This window comes from Sphingomonas sp. GW821-FHT10F09, from assembly GCF_058809195.1.
In genome coordinates this window covers 1-18,916 of sequence record NZ_JBXASI010000009.1, presented here as the reverse complement: position 1 = coordinate 18,916, position 18,916 = coordinate 1, and the positions used below count along the sequence as shown (strand labels likewise).

General features: G+C 64.5%; 16 protein-coding genes and 2 riboswitches. Of the genes, 7 read left to right on the top strand and 9 right to left on the bottom strand.

The annotated features are described in order from the left end of the window. The first annotated feature begins 354 nt into the window (after positions 1–354). The gene (locus AC1RTO_RS18465) at positions 355–1,047 is read left to right on the top strand and encodes a class I SAM-dependent methyltransferase (RefSeq protein ID WP_493162296.1); all 693 of its coding nucleotides are present in this window, start codon (positions 355–357) and stop codon (positions 1,045–1,047) included. A gap of 81 nt (positions 1,048–1,128) precedes the next feature. Here the strand turns inward: AC1RTO_RS18465 and AC1RTO_RS18460 are convergent, their stop codons facing one another. From AC1RTO_RS18460 to AC1RTO_RS18445, 4 genes are all read right to left on the bottom strand, one after another. Continuing rightward, positions 1,129–2,373 (bottom strand): hypothetical protein, encoded by a 1,245-nt coding sequence (locus tag AC1RTO_RS18460; RefSeq protein ID WP_493162295.1) that lies wholly within the window; start codon positions 2,371–2,373, stop codon positions 1,129–1,131. Positions 2,374–2,375: 2 nt separating this feature from the next. Further along, entirely contained in the window at positions 2,376–3,137 is a 762-nt protein-coding gene (locus tag AC1RTO_RS18455; RefSeq protein WP_493162294.1) for a hypothetical protein, read from the bottom strand. Between the two features lie 59 nt (positions 3,138–3,196). Then, complete coding sequence (locus AC1RTO_RS18450; RefSeq protein WP_493162293.1) at positions 3,197–4,279, bottom strand: glycosyltransferase family 4 protein; 1,083 nt, start codon at positions 4,277–4,279, stop codon at positions 3,197–3,199. Positions 4,280–4,368: 89 nt separating this feature from the next. Next, the gene (locus AC1RTO_RS18445; RefSeq protein WP_493162292.1) at positions 4,369–5,211 is read right to left on the bottom strand and encodes a glycoside hydrolase family 16 protein; all 843 of its coding nucleotides are present in this window, start codon (positions 5,209–5,211) and stop codon (positions 4,369–4,371) included. 860 nt (positions 5,212–6,071) lie between these two features. Here AC1RTO_RS18445 and AC1RTO_RS18440 point away from each other — a divergent pair. Together AC1RTO_RS18440 and AC1RTO_RS18435 are read left to right on the top strand one after the other, a co-directional pair. Further along, positions 6,072–8,885: a TonB-dependent receptor gene (locus AC1RTO_RS18440; protein WP_493162291.1), complete on the top strand. Its 2,814-nt coding sequence runs from the start codon at positions 6,072–6,074 to the stop codon at positions 8,883–8,885. Then, on the top strand, positions 8,882–9,898 hold the full coding sequence (locus tag AC1RTO_RS18435; RefSeq protein WP_493162289.1) for a phytase: 1,017 nt from the start codon (positions 8,882–8,884) through the stop codon (positions 9,896–9,898). Before AC1RTO_RS18440 ends, AC1RTO_RS18435 begins: the two co-directional genes overlap by 4 nt. Here AC1RTO_RS18435 and AC1RTO_RS18430 read toward each other — a convergent pair. The 4 genes from AC1RTO_RS18430 to AC1RTO_RS18415 form a co-directional block, all read right to left on the bottom strand. Then, positions 9,861–10,187 (bottom strand): WGR domain-containing protein, encoded by a 327-nt coding sequence (locus tag AC1RTO_RS18430; RefSeq protein WP_493162288.1) that lies wholly within the window; start codon positions 10,185–10,187, stop codon positions 9,861–9,863. The two genes, AC1RTO_RS18435 and AC1RTO_RS18430, sit on opposite strands and share 38 nt — an antisense overlap. A gap of 616 nt (positions 10,188–10,803) precedes the next feature. Beyond that, the gene (locus tag AC1RTO_RS18425; protein ID WP_493162286.1) at positions 10,804–12,228 is read right to left on the bottom strand and encodes a sugar transferase; all 1,425 of its coding nucleotides are present in this window, start codon (positions 12,226–12,228) and stop codon (positions 10,804–10,806) included. An 84-nt stretch (positions 12,229–12,312) separates the two neighbouring features. Beyond that, entirely contained in the window at positions 12,313–12,897 is a 585-nt protein-coding gene (locus tag AC1RTO_RS18420) for an NUDIX domain-containing protein (protein ID WP_493162285.1), read from the bottom strand. An 83-nt stretch (positions 12,898–12,980) separates the two neighbouring features. Next, positions 12,981–14,393, bottom strand: a complete 1,413-nt coding sequence (locus tag AC1RTO_RS18415) for an L-serine ammonia-lyase (RefSeq protein ID WP_493162283.1) — start codon at positions 14,391–14,393, stop codon at positions 12,981–12,983. A gap of 29 nt (positions 14,394–14,422) precedes the next feature. Beyond that, a riboswitch (glycine riboswitch) is annotated at positions 14,423–14,503 on the bottom strand. Between the two features lie 8 nt (positions 14,504–14,511). Further along, a riboswitch (glycine riboswitch) is annotated at positions 14,512–14,599 on the bottom strand. Between the two features lie 296 nt (positions 14,600–14,895). Here AC1RTO_RS18415 and AC1RTO_RS18410 point away from each other — a divergent pair. The 4 genes from AC1RTO_RS18410 (at position 14,896) to AC1RTO_RS18395 (ending at position 18,418) form a co-directional block, all read left to right on the top strand. After that, entirely contained in the window at positions 14,896–15,903 is a 1,008-nt protein-coding gene (locus AC1RTO_RS18410) for a replication initiator protein A (RefSeq protein WP_493162282.1), read from the top strand. A gap of 426 nt (positions 15,904–16,329) precedes the next feature. After that, positions 16,330–17,223 carry a helix-turn-helix domain-containing protein gene (locus tag AC1RTO_RS18405; protein WP_493162281.1) on the top strand — a complete coding sequence of 298 codons (894 nt, stop codon included), beginning with the start codon at positions 16,330–16,332 and terminating at the stop codon, positions 17,221–17,223. A gap of 257 nt (positions 17,224–17,480) precedes the next feature. Then, positions 17,481–18,140 carry a ParA family partition ATPase gene (gene parA, locus AC1RTO_RS18400; RefSeq protein ID WP_493162280.1) on the top strand — a complete coding sequence of 220 codons (660 nt, stop codon included), beginning with the start codon at positions 17,481–17,483 and terminating at the stop codon, positions 18,138–18,140. Further along, a complete protein-coding gene (locus tag AC1RTO_RS18395) occupies positions 18,137–18,418 on the top strand; it encodes a ribbon-helix-helix domain-containing protein (RefSeq protein WP_493162279.1) in 282 nt (93 codons plus the stop codon). The genes parA and AC1RTO_RS18395 overlap by 4 nt, the downstream gene beginning before the upstream one ends. Before the next feature lie 24 nt (positions 18,419–18,442). On the opposite strand, the gene AC1RTO_RS18390 is transcribed toward AC1RTO_RS18395, so the two are convergent. Beyond that, positions 18,443–18,916, bottom strand: a 474-nt coding sequence (locus tag AC1RTO_RS18390; RefSeq protein ID WP_493162278.1) for a UDP binding domain-containing protein, incomplete at its 5' end; no start/stop codon positions are given.

Sequence of the window (18,916 nt, the reverse complement as noted above, 5' to 3'; positions counted from 1 at the left end):
ATTATCGCGATCCCCGCGGCTTGCGACATCGTCATTATCCAGTGGAGATGGAAATGGCGACATCTTGAAAGCGGACCAACCGTTGCCTCCGCTCCGTGTAATGGCAGCCGGCACGATGGCCGCAGCCCGACTTTCCCGACGGGACAATGCCGTTGCCGGGCAATTAGTCGTCGAACGATCCCGCCATGCCGATCCTCATATTCTTGTGAACGGGGCGACAGCCGATGCCGAGATCAGGCGCTTAACGGTTGCTTTGTAAGCGGAATATATGTTGGTAGTGAGACTTTCTGTCGCGTTGACAAGTGAGGCAGCGGTATAAGAGGGCGCGCCGCTCCTGTAAAATGGGGGAACTCAATGCAGACGATCTATGAGCAAACCACCTACGCGGATAACAATCCGACGTGGCACGAAGAAGATTCGCCATGGAAGGCAAATCACATTCGCAATATCCTGCAGGACAATCATATTCCGCATCGGCGGATATGCGAGATCGGCTGCGGCGTGGGCGGCATCCTGTTGAATCTGGAACATCATTTTCCCGATGCGACCCAGACTGGCTATGAAATATCGCCCTATGCCTTTGCCCGGGCAAAAGAGCGTGAAACCGATCGGACGAAGTTCGTTCTCGGTGACGTCACCAAGGCGGAACACGCCGATTTCGACGTCTCGCTGGTCATCGACGTCATCGAGCACGTCGAAGATTATATCGCGTTCATCAAAAGCATAAAGACCATCGGAACGTACAAGGTCTTCCACATTCCCCTGGATCTGTCCGTTCAGTCGGTCTTCCGCATGTCGCCGATCCTTGGTCAGCGCAAGAGCGTCGGGCACATCCATTATTTCTTCAAGCAGACAGCTTTGGAGACGTTGCGGGATTGCGGGTATACGATCATCGATTCGCGCTATACGGCAAGCCGTCTCGAGCTGCCCAACCAGACGCTGTCGAGCCAGTTGATGCGCTGGCCCCGGAAACTTCTTTACGCGCTGTCGCCCGATTTCACCGTCCGTCTGGTCGGGGGCTATTCTTTGCTGGTACTTGCCAAATAGGTCCGATCACGTCGCTGTCGCTTGCCTGAAGATCAATCGACCGTTGCCGGAATGTCATCGTCATTAGCCCGCGCCATGCGCTCAAGGCGATACCCGCCTGGCCAATGATTTTTGGTGTTTTCTGCGCAAGGTGCGAACGGTGTGATATGCTTCCAGCACCATCAGCACACCGCGCCCCAGGCGAGGATATTGCTGGATCACCGCGCCCTCGCGCCAGAGGCTCGAGCGGATGGGATTGGTGCCGGGAAACTGGTGAACCGCCTCGGTGCGACCGAAATCGCGGCTGCGCGGCGAGAGGCTGAGCAAGGATACGTCCTGGGGACGAGGCCAGATGACGAGCCGGCGGAGGCGCCGCCACCCCTGTTCGGCCCGTATCCCGACATGCGGCAGGTCGTGCGGCGACAGGCCGTCCAGATAGGACAGGATGCCGCTGAACAATCCCGGCACGTTTGACGCGATGCGATCCTGCCAGCCGGGAATCTGCAAATTCGACACGGGGACCGCCGCATCGTCGAACATGCGTACGCTGTCGAGATCCGGTTCGAGCGCGGATTCGATCAGCTGCCAGAAGCGCAGCACGGTCGTGCGGGCGTTCCACGCCAGATAGCCGTCATGTTCGACGCTGATACCGACGGTCCCGTCGAAATGCGGCGTCGCGAAGCCCTTGTAGTTGCTCCGGGCGAACTGGGTCGATATCCACTGCTTTTCGGGGATTCCGGCGCGCAACAGCCGCAGGGTACTGCCGTACAATCCGGTGTCGGCGAGGATGATGCGCGACTTGCCATCGGACACGGCGTCGATGTGACGCCGGAATGCCGCATTCAGACGCGCCGTGATGGCGTGCAGCCGCGTCACGCCGGCTGCATCCTCCCGTAGCAAGGCGACGAACGTCTCCGGATCGAACGGTCGGTCCCAGGCCGGCCCCAGAACCGTCATCGGATCCTGGGTCAGCGCTACGGCGACCTCGCGCATCGTCTGCCCCTCGAACTCTCGGTTGAGCTCCTCGACGAGCGCCGGTCCCGGCGTCGCGATCGAGGTGCGCGCCGCGACGAGGCGCGAGATCATGATGTCGCCATGCGGCAACGGCGCCTGCAGCCCCGTGCTGGCCAGAAAGCGTTCGTAGATCAGGCGCAGGCGCAGCCCGCCCCTGGCGCAGAACAGCAGGCAGCTGTCGTCGCGGTCGGGCAGCGAGAACTGGAACAGCCAGAGCCGCTGGGCGAACTCCGCGAATATCGGCCCCAGGACGTCATGCCCGATGGATTCCGCCGATCGATGGGAGGTCATAGCGTATCTGTCATCCGAAACAGTTTCCGACGGTCGTGCCATGGTCAGCGCTGGGGCATGCGGTGCCGCAGGCGGGCGTTCGCCCCGTCCAGGCGACGATACAGCAACGTCATGCCGGGACGCGCGATGCGATGCGCGTGGAGGCCAGCGCGACGCGGCATCCGTTCGTCCGCCAGTTCGTCGTCGCCGATATGGAAGAATGCCTCGGCGGGCACGCGCTCCGCGGCGGTCAGCATCGGGAAGATGGCACCGCTCCGCTTGCTCGCATCGAAGTCCGCGCTGGTATAGACCATCGTAACCGGATGGCCGGGCGCGACGGCATCGAGCAAGCCGCGGATCGTGATGGCATCATGCCAGATATCGCTGACCGCGATGATGCGGATACCCTCGGCGGCACGCTGTGCCAGCCATGTGAGCAGCGGGACGTTGGGCGCCAATTGCGTCTGCTCTATTGCGATCTCCGCACGCGCCAGCACGGCGGCTTCCGCCGCTCCCAGCCCTAGCAATGCGGCCAGCGCTTCCATCATCCGGGCGAACCGCACCTCGCCGGTGGGATGGGTCATGTCGAGCGCGCGATAGGCGTAATGCTGGACGTCGACCCGGCTGCGCCAGATCGCGTCGGCATCGATCCGCACGCCGCATTCGTCCGCGAGCATGGAGGCGGCCCGGCGGGCGATCAGTTTCACGCGGCTGGATTCCGCGATATGGTTCCGCTTCAGCAGGGTATCGAAGACGTCACATGAAATGACCCGGGGAGCGGCATGTGCTGCCTGCTGCCAGGCCGCATCGAGATTCCTGATGTTCATCTACGCTGTCTCGGGCAGGCGAAAGGACCATCGGAGCGGCGAAGACGGGCCGACCGGTGTCACCGCAAGGTCTCGGTATAGACATCCACGGTCTGCCTCGACATGCGCCGGACGGTCATCTGCTCCAGATCCTCGCGCGCCGCGTGCGAGAGCGTTTCCCGCAGGGCGTCGTCCGACAGCACGCGCACGATCTCGCGTGCGATCGCATCCGGATCTGCCGGGGGAACGAGCACGCCCGCGCGTCCGTCGTTGAGCGAGGCGGGAATACCGTCCACCGAGGTGGCGATGATGGGATTGCCCATCTCGCGCGCCTCGAAGATCACCAGCGGACAGGGATCGCGCAGCGAGGCGAGCACGAACACGTCGGCCGACGCCAGGACGTCGCGGGGATCGGCGCGATAGCCGAGGAAATGGATATGATCGGCACTGGCGGTGCCGCGCGCCTGCGCCTCGAAGGCCTCCTGCTCCGGTCCACCACCGACCAGATACAGATGCGCATCCGGGCAGCTGCGCCGCGCCGTATCGAATCCGTCGATCAGATGCGCCACGCCCTTGCGCGAATGCAGCCCGCAAACGGTCACGACGGCAGGGTGCTGAAGCGGTTCCGGCGTGTTGGTATAGGCGGGTCGGCGCGCCCCCCCGATCGTGCCGTTGGTCACCGTCCGCAGCTTTTCCGCCGGGATACCCCGTTGCTTCATGTCGCGGCCGACGGCGTCGCTCACCGCGATGACCCGGTCGCCGGCCCGCATCAGCGAGGCCTGGCGATCGAACGAATTGTGGATCGTCGTGACCAGCCCGAAGCGGCCAAGGGGCTGGACCAGACGGGCGGCCAGCGCGGCATAGACCATATGGGCGTTGATGACGTCCGGCTTGACGCGCCGGACGACGCGCAACAATCGCCATGCCATCCGCAGCAGGCGAAGCGGACCGGGGCCGGACGGGTCGCCCAGCGTCAGGACCTTGACGTCGTGTTGGGCAAGCAGGTCGTCGAAGTCGCCATAGCCGCTGACGAAATAGACATCATGCCCATCGCGTACCTGTTCGCATGCCAGATCGACGGCGACGGCAACATGGCCGTTACCGTTGGCACTATGGTTCAAGTACTGGACGATCTTCATCGGCAACCCCGCCATTTCGGACATATACTATTCGGATCGGTCGGAACGCGCGAACGATCCTGGCCTCTGCTTGCCGACGGGGCAGTCAGCTGCGCTGAAATCCATATATCACGTCATTTAACCCCCGATGAAACCCGACCCCCCTCAGGCTTCAGGGCATAGGCCCTAACATAATCGACATACATGATGGACGGATTTCTCATGCCTTCGATCGGCCAGCCGCCGCCTGCGCCCAGATCGAGCATCAGGAACACCGGCTGCAGATATTCCGGCTTGGTCGGTTCGCGCGCCACTTCCTTCCTATCGAAGTAAAAGATTACGTTCCGGCTATCGATCGACACGCCATAGGTATGAAACGCCCGCTCCAGCGAGAATTTGGGGACGTCGATCCTGTAGGAGGTTCCCGAAACCGATTTGCCCTGCTGCCAGACATGGGTCGTCGCCCGGTACAGATCCGGGAACTGGCCATAATATTCGAGCACATCGATTTCGGGATTGGGCTTGCCGCCGGTGGAATTCGACCCCAGCCAGAATGCGGGCCACACCCCCGGCCCTCCGGGCAGCCTGGCGCGAATTTCGAAATAGCCGCCGGATTGCAGGAAACCTCGCGCATGCTCGTCACCCGAGGACAACAGTCCCGACTCCCAGCGCTGGCCGTTCTTGCGCATCTCGATCTCGAGGATACCCTTGTTGATCCTGAAGGGCTTGTCCTTCTGCGGATCGATGAACGCAGCGTCGCCGAAATCGCCGTTCCACGGCGTATGGGCGATCCATCGGGTTCCCGGCCCCCGCGGCGATACGTCGAGCGTGTCGAACGGCTCATCAAAGGTCAGCGTATAGCGGGACAGATCGACGCGCGCCTGTTCGGGGGAGGCCGCAGCCGAATACGCCCATGCGCCAGCGCCTGCGATCGCGCCCAGGGCAGCGATACCGCCCAGCAATTTGCCGTATATCAATGGCTCATCCTCCGGTGATCCTTTCTGTCGGCGCGGCCCTGACGGCGGCTGTGATGAAGCGGGGTTCTGGCTGTCGATCCTGTCCCGTCGGGAACGCCGGTGTCGGTACGGGACGATCTGTATCGGGGCAAAGGATGGGAGGGATCAACCGACCTTTCGCTGGACATGGAGGTAACGGTTGTCTCCGGCATGCAGCCGATCGGGACGATGGCTGCCACGATCCTCGTCTTCACAGCATGTCGCTAGCGCAATGGCGGAGATTATTATAAATATATCAATTGCTTGCTGGAATTGATGATGACGGTAAACCTGTTTGTCGCATTCTTTGCAGCGTTCTTGCTCAAGAGAATTGCGGGCCAGCCGCGGACAAGATTCATCCCGACTTTTTCAATCGGGCTTTCTTACCATGCGTCACGCGCACCTTGCCGCAGCGAATACATCGCGCGACGATTGTGCGCGGATTTGCCGTTGCCGGTTTTCGCAGCCAGCGGTGAATATCAAATCGGCATAGGAAGCCAAACAATTGACGATCCTCCGTGTCCTGCGAGCCAGGCCAGACTCAACAGAGAACATCGATAGAGATATCTAGCAACCTGATATTTTTGGGATTTTTATTCATTTTGGCACGTTGGTCATGGCAGATGAGACATGGTCAATATCCAGGCGCAAGTTGCCTGCGGATCGGCTGGATTTGCATCGCCCCGATCTGTCCGGTGCCGGTCCGGATGTGCCCGATCCGCATCCCCCCTGTCATCAACCCGTCACCATAATCGCACCCTGACGTAACAAACCCCCGCCACGGGATCGGCGTACGACCGGCGCGGGGAGCGTCGGCGCCCATATCGCTCAGGGGGAGCATCATGCACGTCATTCGTCCCGGTATCCGCGGGTTCGCGGGGGCCTCGCTCATCGCACTGGCCGCCGCCACGCTCGTTGCCGCCGCGCCGGCCTGCGCCGCGTCCGATCCGGCGACCGATGCCCCCTCCCCCGCCGGTGCGGCCGCGCCTGGGCCGATCGTGTCGGGGCGCGTCTATGACGCGACCGGCGTCGCGCTGCCGGGCGCGCGCATCGTCGTCGTGGCCACCGGTGCGCAGGCGACCACCAACCTGCAGGGCGAATTCACCGTCGCCGCGCCGGATGCGACCGGTTCGGTCGAACTGCTGATCGACTATCTCGGCCGCCCGCCGGTCACCCGCACCGTCACCGCGACCGAGCGCGGCACCGCGATATCGTTCACCCTGCCTGCCGCCGGCGCCAATGAGGGTGACATCGTCGTCACCGGTGCCTCGCTGCTCGACAACACCGCACGCGCGCTCAACCAGCAGCGTTCGGCGGACAATACGATCACGGTCATCTCGGCGGATGCGATCGGCCGCTTTCCCGATCCCAATATCGCTGAGGCGCTGCAGCGCGCGCCCGGCGTCGGCATCGAGCGCGACCAGGGCGAGGGCCGCTACATCAACGTGCGCGGCGCGCCGTCGGAATTCAGCGCGATCTCGGTCGACGGCATCCAGATCCCCTCGGTCGATCCGTCGACGCGCGCGGTCGATCTCGATACCTTGCCGTCGGACATCGTCGCCAATCTCGAGGTGACCAAGTCGCTGCTCCCCTATCAGGATGCGGATTCGATCGCGGGCGCGGTCAACATCACGACCCGATCGGCGTTCGATCGCAAGGGCTTCGCGCTGACCGGCATGGCGGGCGCGAGCTACAACCAGTTCGGCAAGGGCAGCGACTATCGCGGCTCGGGCGCGATCAGCGATACGTTCGGGGCCGATCGCCAGTTCGGCCTGCTGCTGTCGGGCAGCTATTCGCGCACGCATCGCCGCCCCGACAATGTCGAGAATACCTGGACGCAGACCCCCGCCGGGCTGCGCGTCACCGAAACCCTGTTCAAGGATTACGACACCAAGCGGACCCGCATGGCCGGCACCGGTGCGTTCGAATGGCGCCCGTCGGATGCGACGCGGGTCTGGGTGCGCGGCACCTATGCCCGGTTCGAGGACGACGAATTCCGCGACCGGATCGGCATCCTGTGGAGCGAGGGGACGCTGCAGGCGGGGTCGACCGACCGTGCCGCGACCTGGGCCAACACCCGTATCGAAAAGCAGGTGCGCCACCGCAAACAGGTCAACGAGATCTGGACCGCGACCGGCGGTTTCGAACAGCGGCTCGGCGAGGGGACGATCCGCGGCGACGTCGCCTATAGCGAGAGTTCGCAGACCTATCCGCGCCGCGACGAGCTGCTGTTCCGTTCGACGCTGCGCCCGACATTGTCCTATGACTTCGCGAACGCGAACCTGCCGACCTATTCGCTGTTCACTGGCAATCAGCATCTGCAGACCGGCACCTATGCCTTCCGCGAGAACACCTACCGGTCGAACACGACGAAGAACGACGAACTGACCGTCGCCGTCCGCATGGACCTGCCGGTCGGTGACCTCACCTTCTCGAGCGGCGGCAAGTATCGTGAACGCCATATCAGCGCCGACGAGGAGCGGTTCCGCGATCGCCGCGCCGCTGCCGCGCCGAGCCAGACGCTGGCGGGCTTCCTGTCGGACGAGGATTCGCGCAACTTCGACTATGACCTCGGCAAGCGGATCGATACCGGCCTCGCCGACGCCTATTTCGATGCGACCAAGGCGGCGTCGGAACGGCGCCTGCCGCAGTCGCTGACCGCCGATTACACCGCCGAGGAGCAGATCCTCGGCATGTTCGGCATGGGCAAGTATGTCAGCGGCGGCACGACGCTGATCGCCGGCCTGCGCGTCGAGACGACCAATTTCCAGAGCCAGGCGCCCGTCGTCTCGCGCACCGGCGTGGTCAGCACCGCATCGGGCAAGAGCGGCTATGTCGATTTCTTCCCCAACCTAACGCTGCGCCAGGCGTTCACGCCGAACCTGATCCTGCGCGCCGCCCTGAGCCGGGCGATCAACCGTCCGAACTTCCCGCAGCTCGCCCCGCGCGTGCTCGAGACGACCGAGGGCAATACCGTCCGCGTCGAATTCGGTGCGCCCGGCCTCGACCCGACGCTGTCGAACAACGCCGATGCCGGCCTCGAATATTATATCCGTCCGCTCGGGCTGATTGCGGTCAACGGCTTCTACAAGGACCTGACCGACTATCGCTACACGGTAAACAGCACAGGCACGTATCAGGGCCTGCCGGCGATCTTCAGCCGCCCGGTCAACGCGCGCGAGGGCAAGCTCTACGGCGTCGAGGTCAACTGGCAGCAGCAATTGTCGTTCCTGCCCGGGCTGCTCGGCGGCTTCGGGGTGTTCGCCAATTACACCTATACCAAGGGCGATGCGCAGTTCGACGCCACCTATGCCGGCCGCAGCCGCTTCGCGCTGCCCGGCCAGTCGAAGCATATGTGGAACGCCAGCGTCTTCTACGAGCGCGGCCCGGTGAACCTGCGCGTCGCCTATACCAAGCGGTCCGACTATCTCGACGAGATCAACGCCGACAATCCCGCGCTCGACCTCTATTGGGAGGGCCGCGGCCAGCTCGACGTCACCGGCAGCGTCCAGCTGATGAAGGGCATCAACCTGTTCGCCGAGGGCAAGAACCTCACCAACACCGCCGGCGTGCGCTATTTCGGCGAGCGGTACCGGACGTACGAATATGAAAAGTTCGGCTACACGCTGTTCGGCGGTGTGCGGGTGAAGCTGTGAGGCGCGCCCTCCCCTTCCTGCTGCTCGCCGGCTGCGCGACGGTAGCGCCCGTACCGTCACAGGTCGCACCGAACGTCGCCGCGACCGCGGAAACCGATCCGGTCGATACCGCCGCGGATGCAGCGGACGACCCCGCGATCTGGCGCAACCCGCGCGATCCGGCGCAGAGCCTCGTCATCGGCACCGACAAGAAGGCGGGGATCCACGTCTACGATCTGAAGGGCAAGCGCGTATCCTTTACCCCGGCCGCGCGGCTCAACAACGTCGACCTGCGGGATCTCGGCGGGCGCGTGATCGCCGCGGCGAGCGACCGCGCCGATGTCGCGCAGGCGCACGTCTCGCTGTTCACGCTCGACACGTCGACACGTCGACTGGTACCGATCGGTCGCTATCCGGTCGGCCCCGGCGAGGCCTATGGTATGTGCCTGTGGACGCGCGCTAAGGACAAGGCACTGTTCGGCTTCGTCGTGCTGAAGGACGGCCGCATCGATCAGGTCGCGATCGACCTGTCGGGGCCCTCCCCTGCGGTCACGACGGTGCGCAGCATGAAGCTCGCCAGCCAGGCGGAGGGCTGCGTCGTCGACGACCGCACCGGACTGCTCTACGTCGCCGAGGAGGACGTCGGCCTGTGGCGCTTCGCCGCGGACCCCGCCGCGCCGACGACGGCGACCCCGATCGCCAAAGTCGACGGCACGACTTTGGTGGCGGACGCGGAGGGCCTCGCGCTTGCCCCGCAGGGCCGCACCGGCGGCTATCTCGTCGCCTCGAGCCAGGGCGACAACGCCTATACGCTCTACCGCCTCCCGGGTGTCACCTACGCCGGTCGCTTCCGTATCGGTGGCGGTGCGATCGACGGCACCAGCGACACCGACGGGATCGAACTGGCGCTCGGCGACTTCGGCCCGGATTATCCCAAGGGGCTGCTGGTGGCGCAGGACGGCGACAACGCCCCCGACACGCAGAACTTCAAATATGTCAGCTGGGCAAAGGTGCTGACGGCGCTTGGCCTGTAGGCATGTCGACACCTCGACGCGCTGGGTTGGTGGGCCGATACCCCACCCCGATCCGGCGCGTCGCGCTTGCCCGCCGCGCGAGCAGCGCCCGCACGTAGCGCAGTGCCGCGTCCTCATTGGCAAAGCTGCGCACCAGATCGCGTCCCCGCCCGCCGATCCGGCCCCAGCCCGTCTCGATCATCACCCGCCCGAACAGATCGCGATACGCCGCGACCCGCCAGCGCCGGCGGATGTTGCGCGCGGTATCGATGGCAATCAGCTCGACAGGCGTGAATGGCAGCGTGTCCATGGCCTGCGATTCTAGGCGTGTGCCGACGGGCTGTCCGACGGATTTCTTGGATCACCGGAGCGCGATTGATTCAGTCGATGAATCAACCTGCCGCAGCAAATGTGAACCTAGACTGTGTGATGGCAGGATAGCGCCGATAAGGCGCATTGTATTGCGATGGCTTTGGGATACGCCTGCTATTCAGGTTGGCTTGGCTATGCCGGAGGCCAATGTGAGAGAAGTATCCCATGAAGTATGTGCCGATATCGGCCCGATCGCTGGTCTGTTGGCCGCCGGCAGCGCCTTCGCCAGCGTCGAGCGTTGACGCGGATATTCTCCGCCGTGCTGTCTTGCCGCTCAAGTGGTGACGAACATCGCATCGAAGTAGATGCCTTGGAACGTGTCTACGGTTCCGTGGCATCCCGCAGGGCGGCAATCGACCGCTGCACGCCGTCTTGTACCACCACACTCCGCGCTAGGCAGTGGATACTCCACCCCTTCGGCTACGAGCAATGCTCGTGGTCGTGCTGCCGACGATCCGCTCGCGCCGGCTACCAAAGAATACCATCATGGCGGCAGGTACAATCACAAATGGGGTCGCGCGGATTGCGCTTCGCGCCACCCGCCGACGTCCGCATCAGAATGCGTTGCGGTGGAAGATTACGCGGACGGTCAGGAAGATGATCTTGAGGTCCCGCCAGATCGACCAGTTCTCAAGATATTCTAGGTCGGCCTTGAGTCGATTCTTGAGATCGTCCTCGATCAGTGTCGAACCGCGAAAGCCGCGCACCTGCGCTAGGCCGGTCAGGCCGGGCTTCGTCGCATGGCGGCCCCAATAGCGCTGATCGACCTCCCAGAACAATTTGTCCGCCGCCCGCGAACCCAGGGCATGCGGCCGCGGACCCACGATACTCATGTCACCTTTCAGGACGTTGATGAGCTGCGGCAGCTCGTCGATGCTAGTCCTGCGAATGAACCGGCCGACCGCCGTCACCCGGTCGTCGTTACGCGCAGTAGAGCGATGACCCGCATCGTCCAATTCACGAACATACATCGAGCGGAATTTGTACATGCGGAACAACTGGTTGCCGCGGCCGATCCGAACTTGTTTGAACAGGATCCGTCCCGGACTGTTCAGCCGGATCGCAATCGCGGTGACGAGCATCGGAAACGCGAGGACGATGAGCGCGCTTGCCGCCGCCATCAGGTCGAACGACCGCTTGATGCTGCGGTCCATCAGGCTGAGTGGCCCTGCCGCGACGATGATTGTCGGAACATCGCGATTGAGGCCGAGCCCCAGCGGCGCCAGTGCGGTCAGTTCGGGGACAACGATTTCGCTCTGCACGTTGGCGCCGCGCAACGCTTGCGCCCAGGCCATGCGATGTTCGGGCGCACAGGTGACGATGACCCGGTCGGCGCTGGCGATCAGCGTCGCCAGCCGGTCGTACATATGTGGGTCGTGTTCCTCCGGGTCAAAATAAGATTCGGCGGCCATGACCATCGAAAAATTTCCGGGCGGAATCGGTGCCCCACGGTCGCGCAGCAAGATCGAGCTGAAGGGATTACCGCCGACGATCCGGTTGAGATGGCGCACAAAGACATAGCGGGCGATGCCAAGGAACGTGATCGCCAGCGCTGATCCCATACCGATAGTTAGCCGCGAGAACGTCGTCCCGGATTTCAGATAGAAGACGGCGAGGATGACGAGACCGACTGCCAGCACCAGCGCCTGAAGCCCGCGACGGATCGCCCGGAACGGGTCTTGGAGGTTGGTGGTGTCATAGGCATCGAGATTGGATGCAATCAGCGCATACAGGGGGATCAGAACGAGAGTGAAGACCAGCCAGCCGGTGTCGGTGGACAGGGCGTAACGGGGTATGGCCGCGCACATGAACCCGGCGAAGATCGCGACGACATCAACGCACAGCGCATACAATATCACGCGGAACTGCAACACCGCGCTACGCGGTCGCCAACGGGACCCCATGCGATGAAAATCTGTGATTGGATGTTCGGACACGTCGTCCCGCTCTACATTCTGCGGGTCCACATCGCCCAACATGCCAACGCATACCTTGTTTACCGTCGCCCATGGGAGCGCGCGGATCGTGGAATAACCGGTTCACCAGTCAAGCTCAATCGAAGCCTAAAATTGCCGCGGTCCGTCGCCGCGGTCGAACAGGTCGGGCCGCCGCAGCTTTAGCGCCTGCAACAGCATGAACAGCTTGGCATCGCCCACCTTTCCGCTGACGGCATTGGCCCAGAGCGTCGCCAGCGATTCTTCGCGCGCGTCGATCGTCTCGATCTCGTCCACCGCACCCCCGCCCGCACCGATGCGGTCTGCGGGGCAATATTCGGCCAGAAATAGATGCACACGTTCGGTCGTCGACGACGGCGTCATCCAAACTTGGCCCACTGATACGACATGGCGCAGGCGCAGACCGGTTTCTTCAAATGCTTCGCGCCGCGCGGTTTCGGCGGGGTCTTCCGTTTCAGTGACGCCAGCGATCGCTTCGGCGAAGCGGGGTTGCGCCAGATGCAGCACCGCATCCCGCGTCTGCTGCACCGTCATCGCCACCCGCCGCTCGGGATCATAGGCGAGGACCGCGGCGCCAGAGACATGTTCGACAATCGCCCGGTCGCACTCGACCTCGCCGAGCCGCAGCCGCAGCATGACGAGGCTCAGCCATCCGCGATGGAGGACGTGTCGGGTTAGCACGGTATCGGTCATGCCGGTGGTCCCTACGGAATACCGACCGGACGCACAATCGCACGGGAACCATCGCTAACTCGACATGTCGACACGTAGGATCGTCAACATTCCACCACATTGACCGCCAGTCCGCCGAGGCTTGTTTCCTTATACTGCGAGCGCATGTCCTCCCCCGTCTGGCGCATCGTCTCGATCACCGCATCGAGGCTTACGACGTGGCTGCCGTCGCCGCGCAGCGCGAGATAGGCGGCGTTGATCGCCTTGACCGCGCCCATCGTGTTGCGCTCGATGCAGGGAATCTGCACCAGCCCGCCGATCGGATCGCAGGTGAGGCCGAGGTTGTGCTCCATGCCGATCTCGGCGGCATTCTCGATCTGGCGGTTGCTGCCGCCGAGCACCGCGGCGAGCGCGCCCGCCGCCATCGAGCAGGCGACGCCGACCTCGCCCTGGCAGCCCATCTCGGCGGCCGAGATCGACGCGCGCTTCTTGTAGAGCATGCCGATCGCCGCGGCGGTGAGCAGGAAGGTGCGAGCCCCCTCCCCCCGCGCCTCGGCCGACGCATCGCGCGCGACCAGCGTCTCGTAGAAGCGCAGCACCGCCGGCAGCACGCCGGCCGCGCCGTTGGTCGGTGCGGTGACGACGCGGCCGCCTGCGGCATTCTCCTCGTTGACCGCGAGCGCCCACAGGCTGACCCATTCGAACACCTCGGCCGGGTTGCTGCCGGGGACGTCGCCGGTCAGCCCCTGCGCGATCGCATGCGCACGGCGCCGGACCCTGAGGCCGCCGGGTAGCACGCCCTCCTGCGCGATGCCGCGGTCGATGCAGGCGCTCATCGCCGCGCGTACCGCATCGAGGAAGGCGTCGGTCTCCACCGGCGTGCGCCACGCCTCCTCGTTGGCGCGGACCATGTCGGCGATCGACAGGCCGCTCGCATCGCCAAGGACGAGCAGATCGGCGCCGGAGGTAAAGGGATAGCGGACCGCGACATTGGTCGCGGCGACCGGCGCGCCCTTGCGCAGGATCGCGCCGCCTCCGATCGAGAAATAGGTTTCGGCCTGAATGCTTCCATCGGCGCGGGTCGCGGTGAGGGTCATGCCGTTGGGATGTTCGGGCAGGAACTGCCGCGGGTGGAAGACGATGTCGGCGTCGGCGAAGGCGATGCCATGGTGGCCGGCGAGCAGCAGCTGCCCGCGCGCGGCGATATCGGCGAGGATCGCGGGCGCAGTATCGGGATCGAGCCGCTCGGGCTCCCAGCCGGCCAGGCCGAGGATCGCGGCGGTGTCGGTCGCATGACCGCGTCCAGTCAGCGCGAGGCTGCCGTAGAGGTCGCAGGTGGTGCGGACCGGGGGCGGCGCCCCTTGCCCCACCACGCGCTGCGCAAAGTCGAACGCGGCGCGCATCGGGCCGACGGTATGCGAACTCGACGGGCCGATGCCGATCGTGAACAGTTCGGCGACGCTGATCGGGCGATCGAGGTCGCGGTCGAGCGGTGCGGTGACGGGATCGGTGTGCATGCGGTCCTTCCGCCGGCGTCGCCGGCCTGCATGCCCCATCTGTCCCTTGCGCCTGAGATCGTTATCCCGTCGGCGGACGCCGGGTGGCGCCACTCTCCAGATGTACAGCCAGGGGTCTGGCGCCGCTGTGGTCCTTTGGCCTGAGAGTTTCCGGGGCGGTTGCTCCTTCGGCGCCGGGTTCGCCCGGTCTCTCCCACATCGATGGTCGGATGTATCCGTCGGCGGGAGCCCGCGGGTCAAGGGGCATCGCGCGGGCCACCCCGAGCATCATGTCGGTCAATGGACATGTAGACATGTCAACCGGGATGGCATGTAACCGCCATCTCGTGACATCTGCTCTCGACATGTCGACAGATCGACAGGTGATACGCGGAACGCCTGCTTATCGCCGGCTGCGGCATTTCCTACTCGAAAGCACGAACTGATGGATGTCGGCACCCCTTTTCCCTCGGTAATCCAGCTTGGGGTGCCAAAAGTTCGTGCTTTCGAGTAGGAAATGACCATGCCCCGTTCGACCACCTCTTCCCGCTCCACGCCCGCGCCATCCGGCAAGCCTGCCGGCATCCCGCAGGGCGATCTGTTCCTGCTCGACAGCCCGCTGCACGGCGAGATCCGCGGCGAGCGGTCGCTGATGGCGTTTCCCTTCTTCGCGCTCTCCAAAAACGCGTGGATGAAGCCGCTGACCTACGACCATGCGACCGTGTCGATCGAGGTGCGCCCCTCGGCGAGCGGCGTCGCGACGATCTACGACAAGGAGATCGTGCTCTACATCGCAAGCCTGATGGCGGCGAAGCTGGAAGCGGGGGAGAATGTCGAGCAGGATTTCATCTTCACCGCGCACGACCTGTTCTCGGTCACCGGCAGCAACCATTCGGCGCGCTCCTACGGGCGGCTGTCGGAGGCGCTCGAGCGGCTGCAGGGCACGCAGATTAAGACCAATATCGAAGCGGGCGGGGAGGGGGAGGAGGGCTTCTTCTCGTGGCTCTCCGAAGCAAAACTCCATTATACCAAGACCAAGAGCGGCGAACGCCGGCTGAAGGCGGTCAAGGTGCGGCTATGCGACTGGCTGTTCCGCGCGATCCTGCTCGATCGCCACGTGCTCGATTATGCCGCCGCCTATTTCCAGCTGGGGCCGATCGAGCGGCGGATCTACGAAGTCGCACGCTCGACCTGCGAGGGCGACGGGCTCGACATCGATCTGGCGACCTTCCGGCTGCAGATCGGCTATCAGAACCCGCTGTCGAACTTCAAGGCGGCGCTGAAACAGATCGTCGCGACCGACAGCATCCCCGACTACCACCTCGAGCTGGTCGAGGAGACGGCGGGGGAGGGGGGCGATGCCACGCCGCGCCGCGGCCGGCGCGCACCGCAGGCGCGCGTGGTGATCATGCCGAGGCCCCATGTGCCGGCGCTGCAGACGCTCAACGACGCGACCGCCGGCCGCGGCGCGGGCGATGCCGAATCACCCGCCGGGACACCAGTCGAGTCGGAACCCGACGTCGCGGGCTGATTCGCGGGGTGCGGGGCAATTGTTACTCGAAAGCACGAATGAAATGGCGTGCATTGTTACTCGAAAGCACGAATCGCGGGGCAATTGTTACTCGAAAGCACGAACTTTTTCGGTTTAAATACTCGAAAGCACGAACCGTAGCCGCTTCCGCTGTTGGATCATTGCTGCAAAAAGATGGCACACGTGGCCATGCCGGCCGCGGCGATGTTCAGGATGCGGCCGTGACCACATAAAGGAAAGCCCGGCACGAAGGCCGGGCATCCCAAAAGAGCTGTTCAAGAGAGCAGGCATCGCCAAATGCCCGACACGTGAAACTTAGCAGGTCACGGCTTTCCAAATAGCTCCGAACCCAATCCGGTTCAAGGATGCGCGTTTCGCGCCACGGATTTTTTCGTCTCCGGTCCCGGCCCCACAAGGGGATGGAAGATGATGGCGTTTACCCTAGGGGAAGCGAGCGCACGCGTGCTGGCGCGGGCGAGCGAGGGCGCGCGTGCGCGTGCGCGGCGTCCGGAGAATATGCCGCATCCGCGGCGGTCAGATGGTATGCCGCATCCGCGGCAAGCGGGCGGTGTGCATCGCACCGGTGCGCCGGTGCTGCGCGACAGTATCGAGGCGGGGACGTTCGAGGACCTGTTCTTCGCGGTGCCGGCGCCGGGCGAGCCCGACCGACTGCTGCGCGCCTGCCGCCGCGCGCTCGACGCCGGCCGTCGCCTGCGTCGCGAGGAGCGCGCCGGCACCCGCACGCTGACCGCGACCGAACGCGCGATCGCCGCGCTCACCGCGGGGGCGGTGCGCGTCTATGAAGAGATCTGCACGCTTGCCCGGCTCAACCAGGGCCGTGTCTTCCCGAGCTACGATTGGCTCGCCGAGGCGACCGGGCTCGGTCGCGCGACGATCGCGCGCGCGCTGCATGCGCTCGACCGCGTCGGTTTCCTTGTCCGCCAGCGTCGTTTCACGCGCGTCGAAGGGGAGGGGCCGCGCTACCGCCAGACGTCGAACGCCTATCGTGCGCTCCTGCCGGCGCGCGTGCTCGCCTATCTGCCGCGCTGGATGCGACCCGCGCCGTTGCCGGACGATCAGATCCAGCATGAGGCGGAGCGGAAGGAGAGCCATGACGCGATGCTAGCGGCATTGTCGTGTCGCGATCTGGCGGCGGTGACGGTCGGTGGGCTGCTCGGCAAGGCGCTTGCCCGGCTGGGCTCGCGGATTGACGGGCGAGAGACTGCCGTCGCGTGCGAGTCTCATGATGATCCGCAACCTCATGTCGATTCATTAAATGAGGACAAACCGGTGTCGTCCTTGCCGACGACGCAACTTTAAGAAGGCCACAAGCGCCAACCAAACCAACCTTGCACACGTGGCAAAGACAGGAGTGTCGGCTACGCCGCCACATGCTCCCCGAGAGGAGCAAGCGGTTACCGGTCCGGCCCACCCGGGGACCATTGCCTGTCGACAGGGCGCCAGAGCGATTGCCTTGGCCGGATCCGCATCGCAGCTTGGGGGAAAGCCTCGTGATCGTCCGTAAAACGTTCGATCCGGCTTGTCATGTCGGCGTGTAGACACGTAGAGAGATCGACATGCCGACCATCGCCATCATCAGTCAGAAGGGCGGCGCGGGAAAGACCACCCTCGCGCTCCATCTCGCCGCGGCCGCCCACGACGCCGGCCGGATCGCGCTCATCATCGACACCGATCCGCAAGCGACCGCGAGCCAATGGGCCGCTTGGCGCCAGGATGCGCCGCCCGAGGTGATCGACAGCCCGCCGCCCCGCCTCGCCGCCAAGGTCGCGGCCGCGAAAGGGCAGGGGGCCGAGATGATCGTGATCGACACGCCGCCCCACGCCGACAGCGCCGCCCGCGCCGCGGTCGAGGTCGCCGATCTGGTGCTGATCCCCTGCCGCCCGAGCGCCTTCGACCTGTCGGCGATCCAGACCACCGCCAAGTTGGTCCAGTTGCTGCGCAAACCGGCCTATGTCGTCTTCACCGCAGGATCGCCCAACGCACCGCGGATCTACCAGGAAGCGGGCGAACTGGTGGAAAGCTTCGGCACGCCGCCCTGTCCGATCCAGATCCCGGACCGGGCCGTCTACCGCCATGCGAGCGGGGAGGGGCGGACGGTGATGGAATACGAACCGGGCGGCAAGGCCGCAGAAGATATTCGACAGCTCTACGCGTGGACATGTCGACAGGTCGCACTGTCCGCCCCAAAATCCACCCGCAAGAGGACCGCCGCATGAGTCGCAAACCCAGCTTCGCCAATTTGCGCACCGCGGGGGCCGCTGCATTGGCCTCTTCTCCCCAGACACCGGTCGTGGCCCCCAAAGCGGCGATGATCGCCTCAACCGGCCCCGCCAGCCGCCACGGCCGCAAGCAGATCGCCGGCTTCTTCAGCCCGGAAATGTCGTTCGCGATGCACACGCTGGCACGGCGCCAGGGCAGAAGCCTTCAGGCGCTGATGGCCGAGGCGTTCAACGATGTGCTGCGCAAGCACGGCGAGTCCCCGATCGGGGACTGAACTTGCCGGGCGGCGTTCGACTGATCAGCACCCGACGGCGGAATAGGCGAAGCCGGCGGCCTTGACCTCCTCGCGACGATAGACATTGCGCAGGTCCACCATGACCGGTGCAGCCATCACGTTCTTCAGCTTGGCGAGGTCGAGCGCGCGGAAGGCGTCCCATTCGGTGACAATCACAACCGCGTCCGCACCACTCGCCGCTTCATAGGCGTCGTTACAATAGGTCAGTTCGGGCATCATTGCGCGCGCCAGATTCATCCCTTCGGGATCATACGCCCGCACGGTCACCCCCGCATCGCGCAGGGCCTGCGCGATAGCGATCGACGGCGCGTCACGCATGTCGTCGGTATTGGGCTTGAAGGTCAGGCCGAGCAGCGCAACCGTCCGGTCCTTCGGCGTACCGCCCAGCGACTGCAGGACTTTGCGGCCCATCGCGCGCTTGCGGCTGTCGTTCACCTTGACCACCGCCTCGACGATATGGACCGGGCTTTCGAAATC

Coding starts and splice junctions, on each gene's coding strand:
- AC1RTO_RS18405 (WP_493162281.1), top strand. CDS start 16,330: ATGATGGCGTTTACCCTAGGGGAAGCGAGCGCACGCGTGCTGGCGCGG.
- AC1RTO_RS18415 (WP_493162283.1), bottom strand. CDS start 14,393: ATGCACACCGATCCCGTCACCGCACCGCTCGACCGCGACCTCGATCGC.
- AC1RTO_RS18450 (WP_493162293.1), bottom strand. CDS start 4,279: ATGTCCGAAATGGCGGGGTTGCCGATGAAGATCGTCCAGTACTTGAAC.
- AC1RTO_RS18460 (WP_493162295.1), bottom strand. CDS start 2,373: ATGGCACGACCGTCGGAAACTGTTTCGGATGACAGATACGCTATGACC.
- AC1RTO_RS18420 (WP_493162285.1), bottom strand. CDS start 12,897: ATGACCGATACCGTGCTAACCCGACACGTCCTCCATCGCGGATGGCTG.
- AC1RTO_RS18440 (WP_493162291.1), top strand. CDS start 6,072: ATGCACGTCATTCGTCCCGGTATCCGCGGGTTCGCGGGGGCCTCGCTC.
- AC1RTO_RS18430 (WP_493162288.1), bottom strand. CDS start 10,187: ATGGACACGCTGCCATTCACGCCTGTCGAGCTGATTGCCATCGATACC.
- parA (WP_493162280.1), top strand. CDS start 17,481: ATGCCGACCATCGCCATCATCAGTCAGAAGGGCGGCGCGGGAAAGACC.
- AC1RTO_RS18465 (WP_493162296.1), top strand. CDS start 355: ATGCAGACGATCTATGAGCAAACCACCTACGCGGATAACAATCCGACG.
- AC1RTO_RS18410 (WP_493162282.1), top strand. CDS start 14,896: ATGCCCCGTTCGACCACCTCTTCCCGCTCCACGCCCGCGCCATCCGGC.
- AC1RTO_RS18395 (WP_493162279.1), top strand. CDS start 18,137: ATGAGTCGCAAACCCAGCTTCGCCAATTTGCGCACCGCGGGGGCCGCT.
- AC1RTO_RS18455 (WP_493162294.1), bottom strand. CDS start 3,137: ATGAACATCAGGAATCTCGATGCGGCCTGGCAGCAGGCAGCACATGCC.
- AC1RTO_RS18425 (WP_493162286.1), bottom strand. CDS start 12,228: ATGTTGGGCGATGTGGACCCGCAGAATGTAGAGCGGGACGACGTGTCC.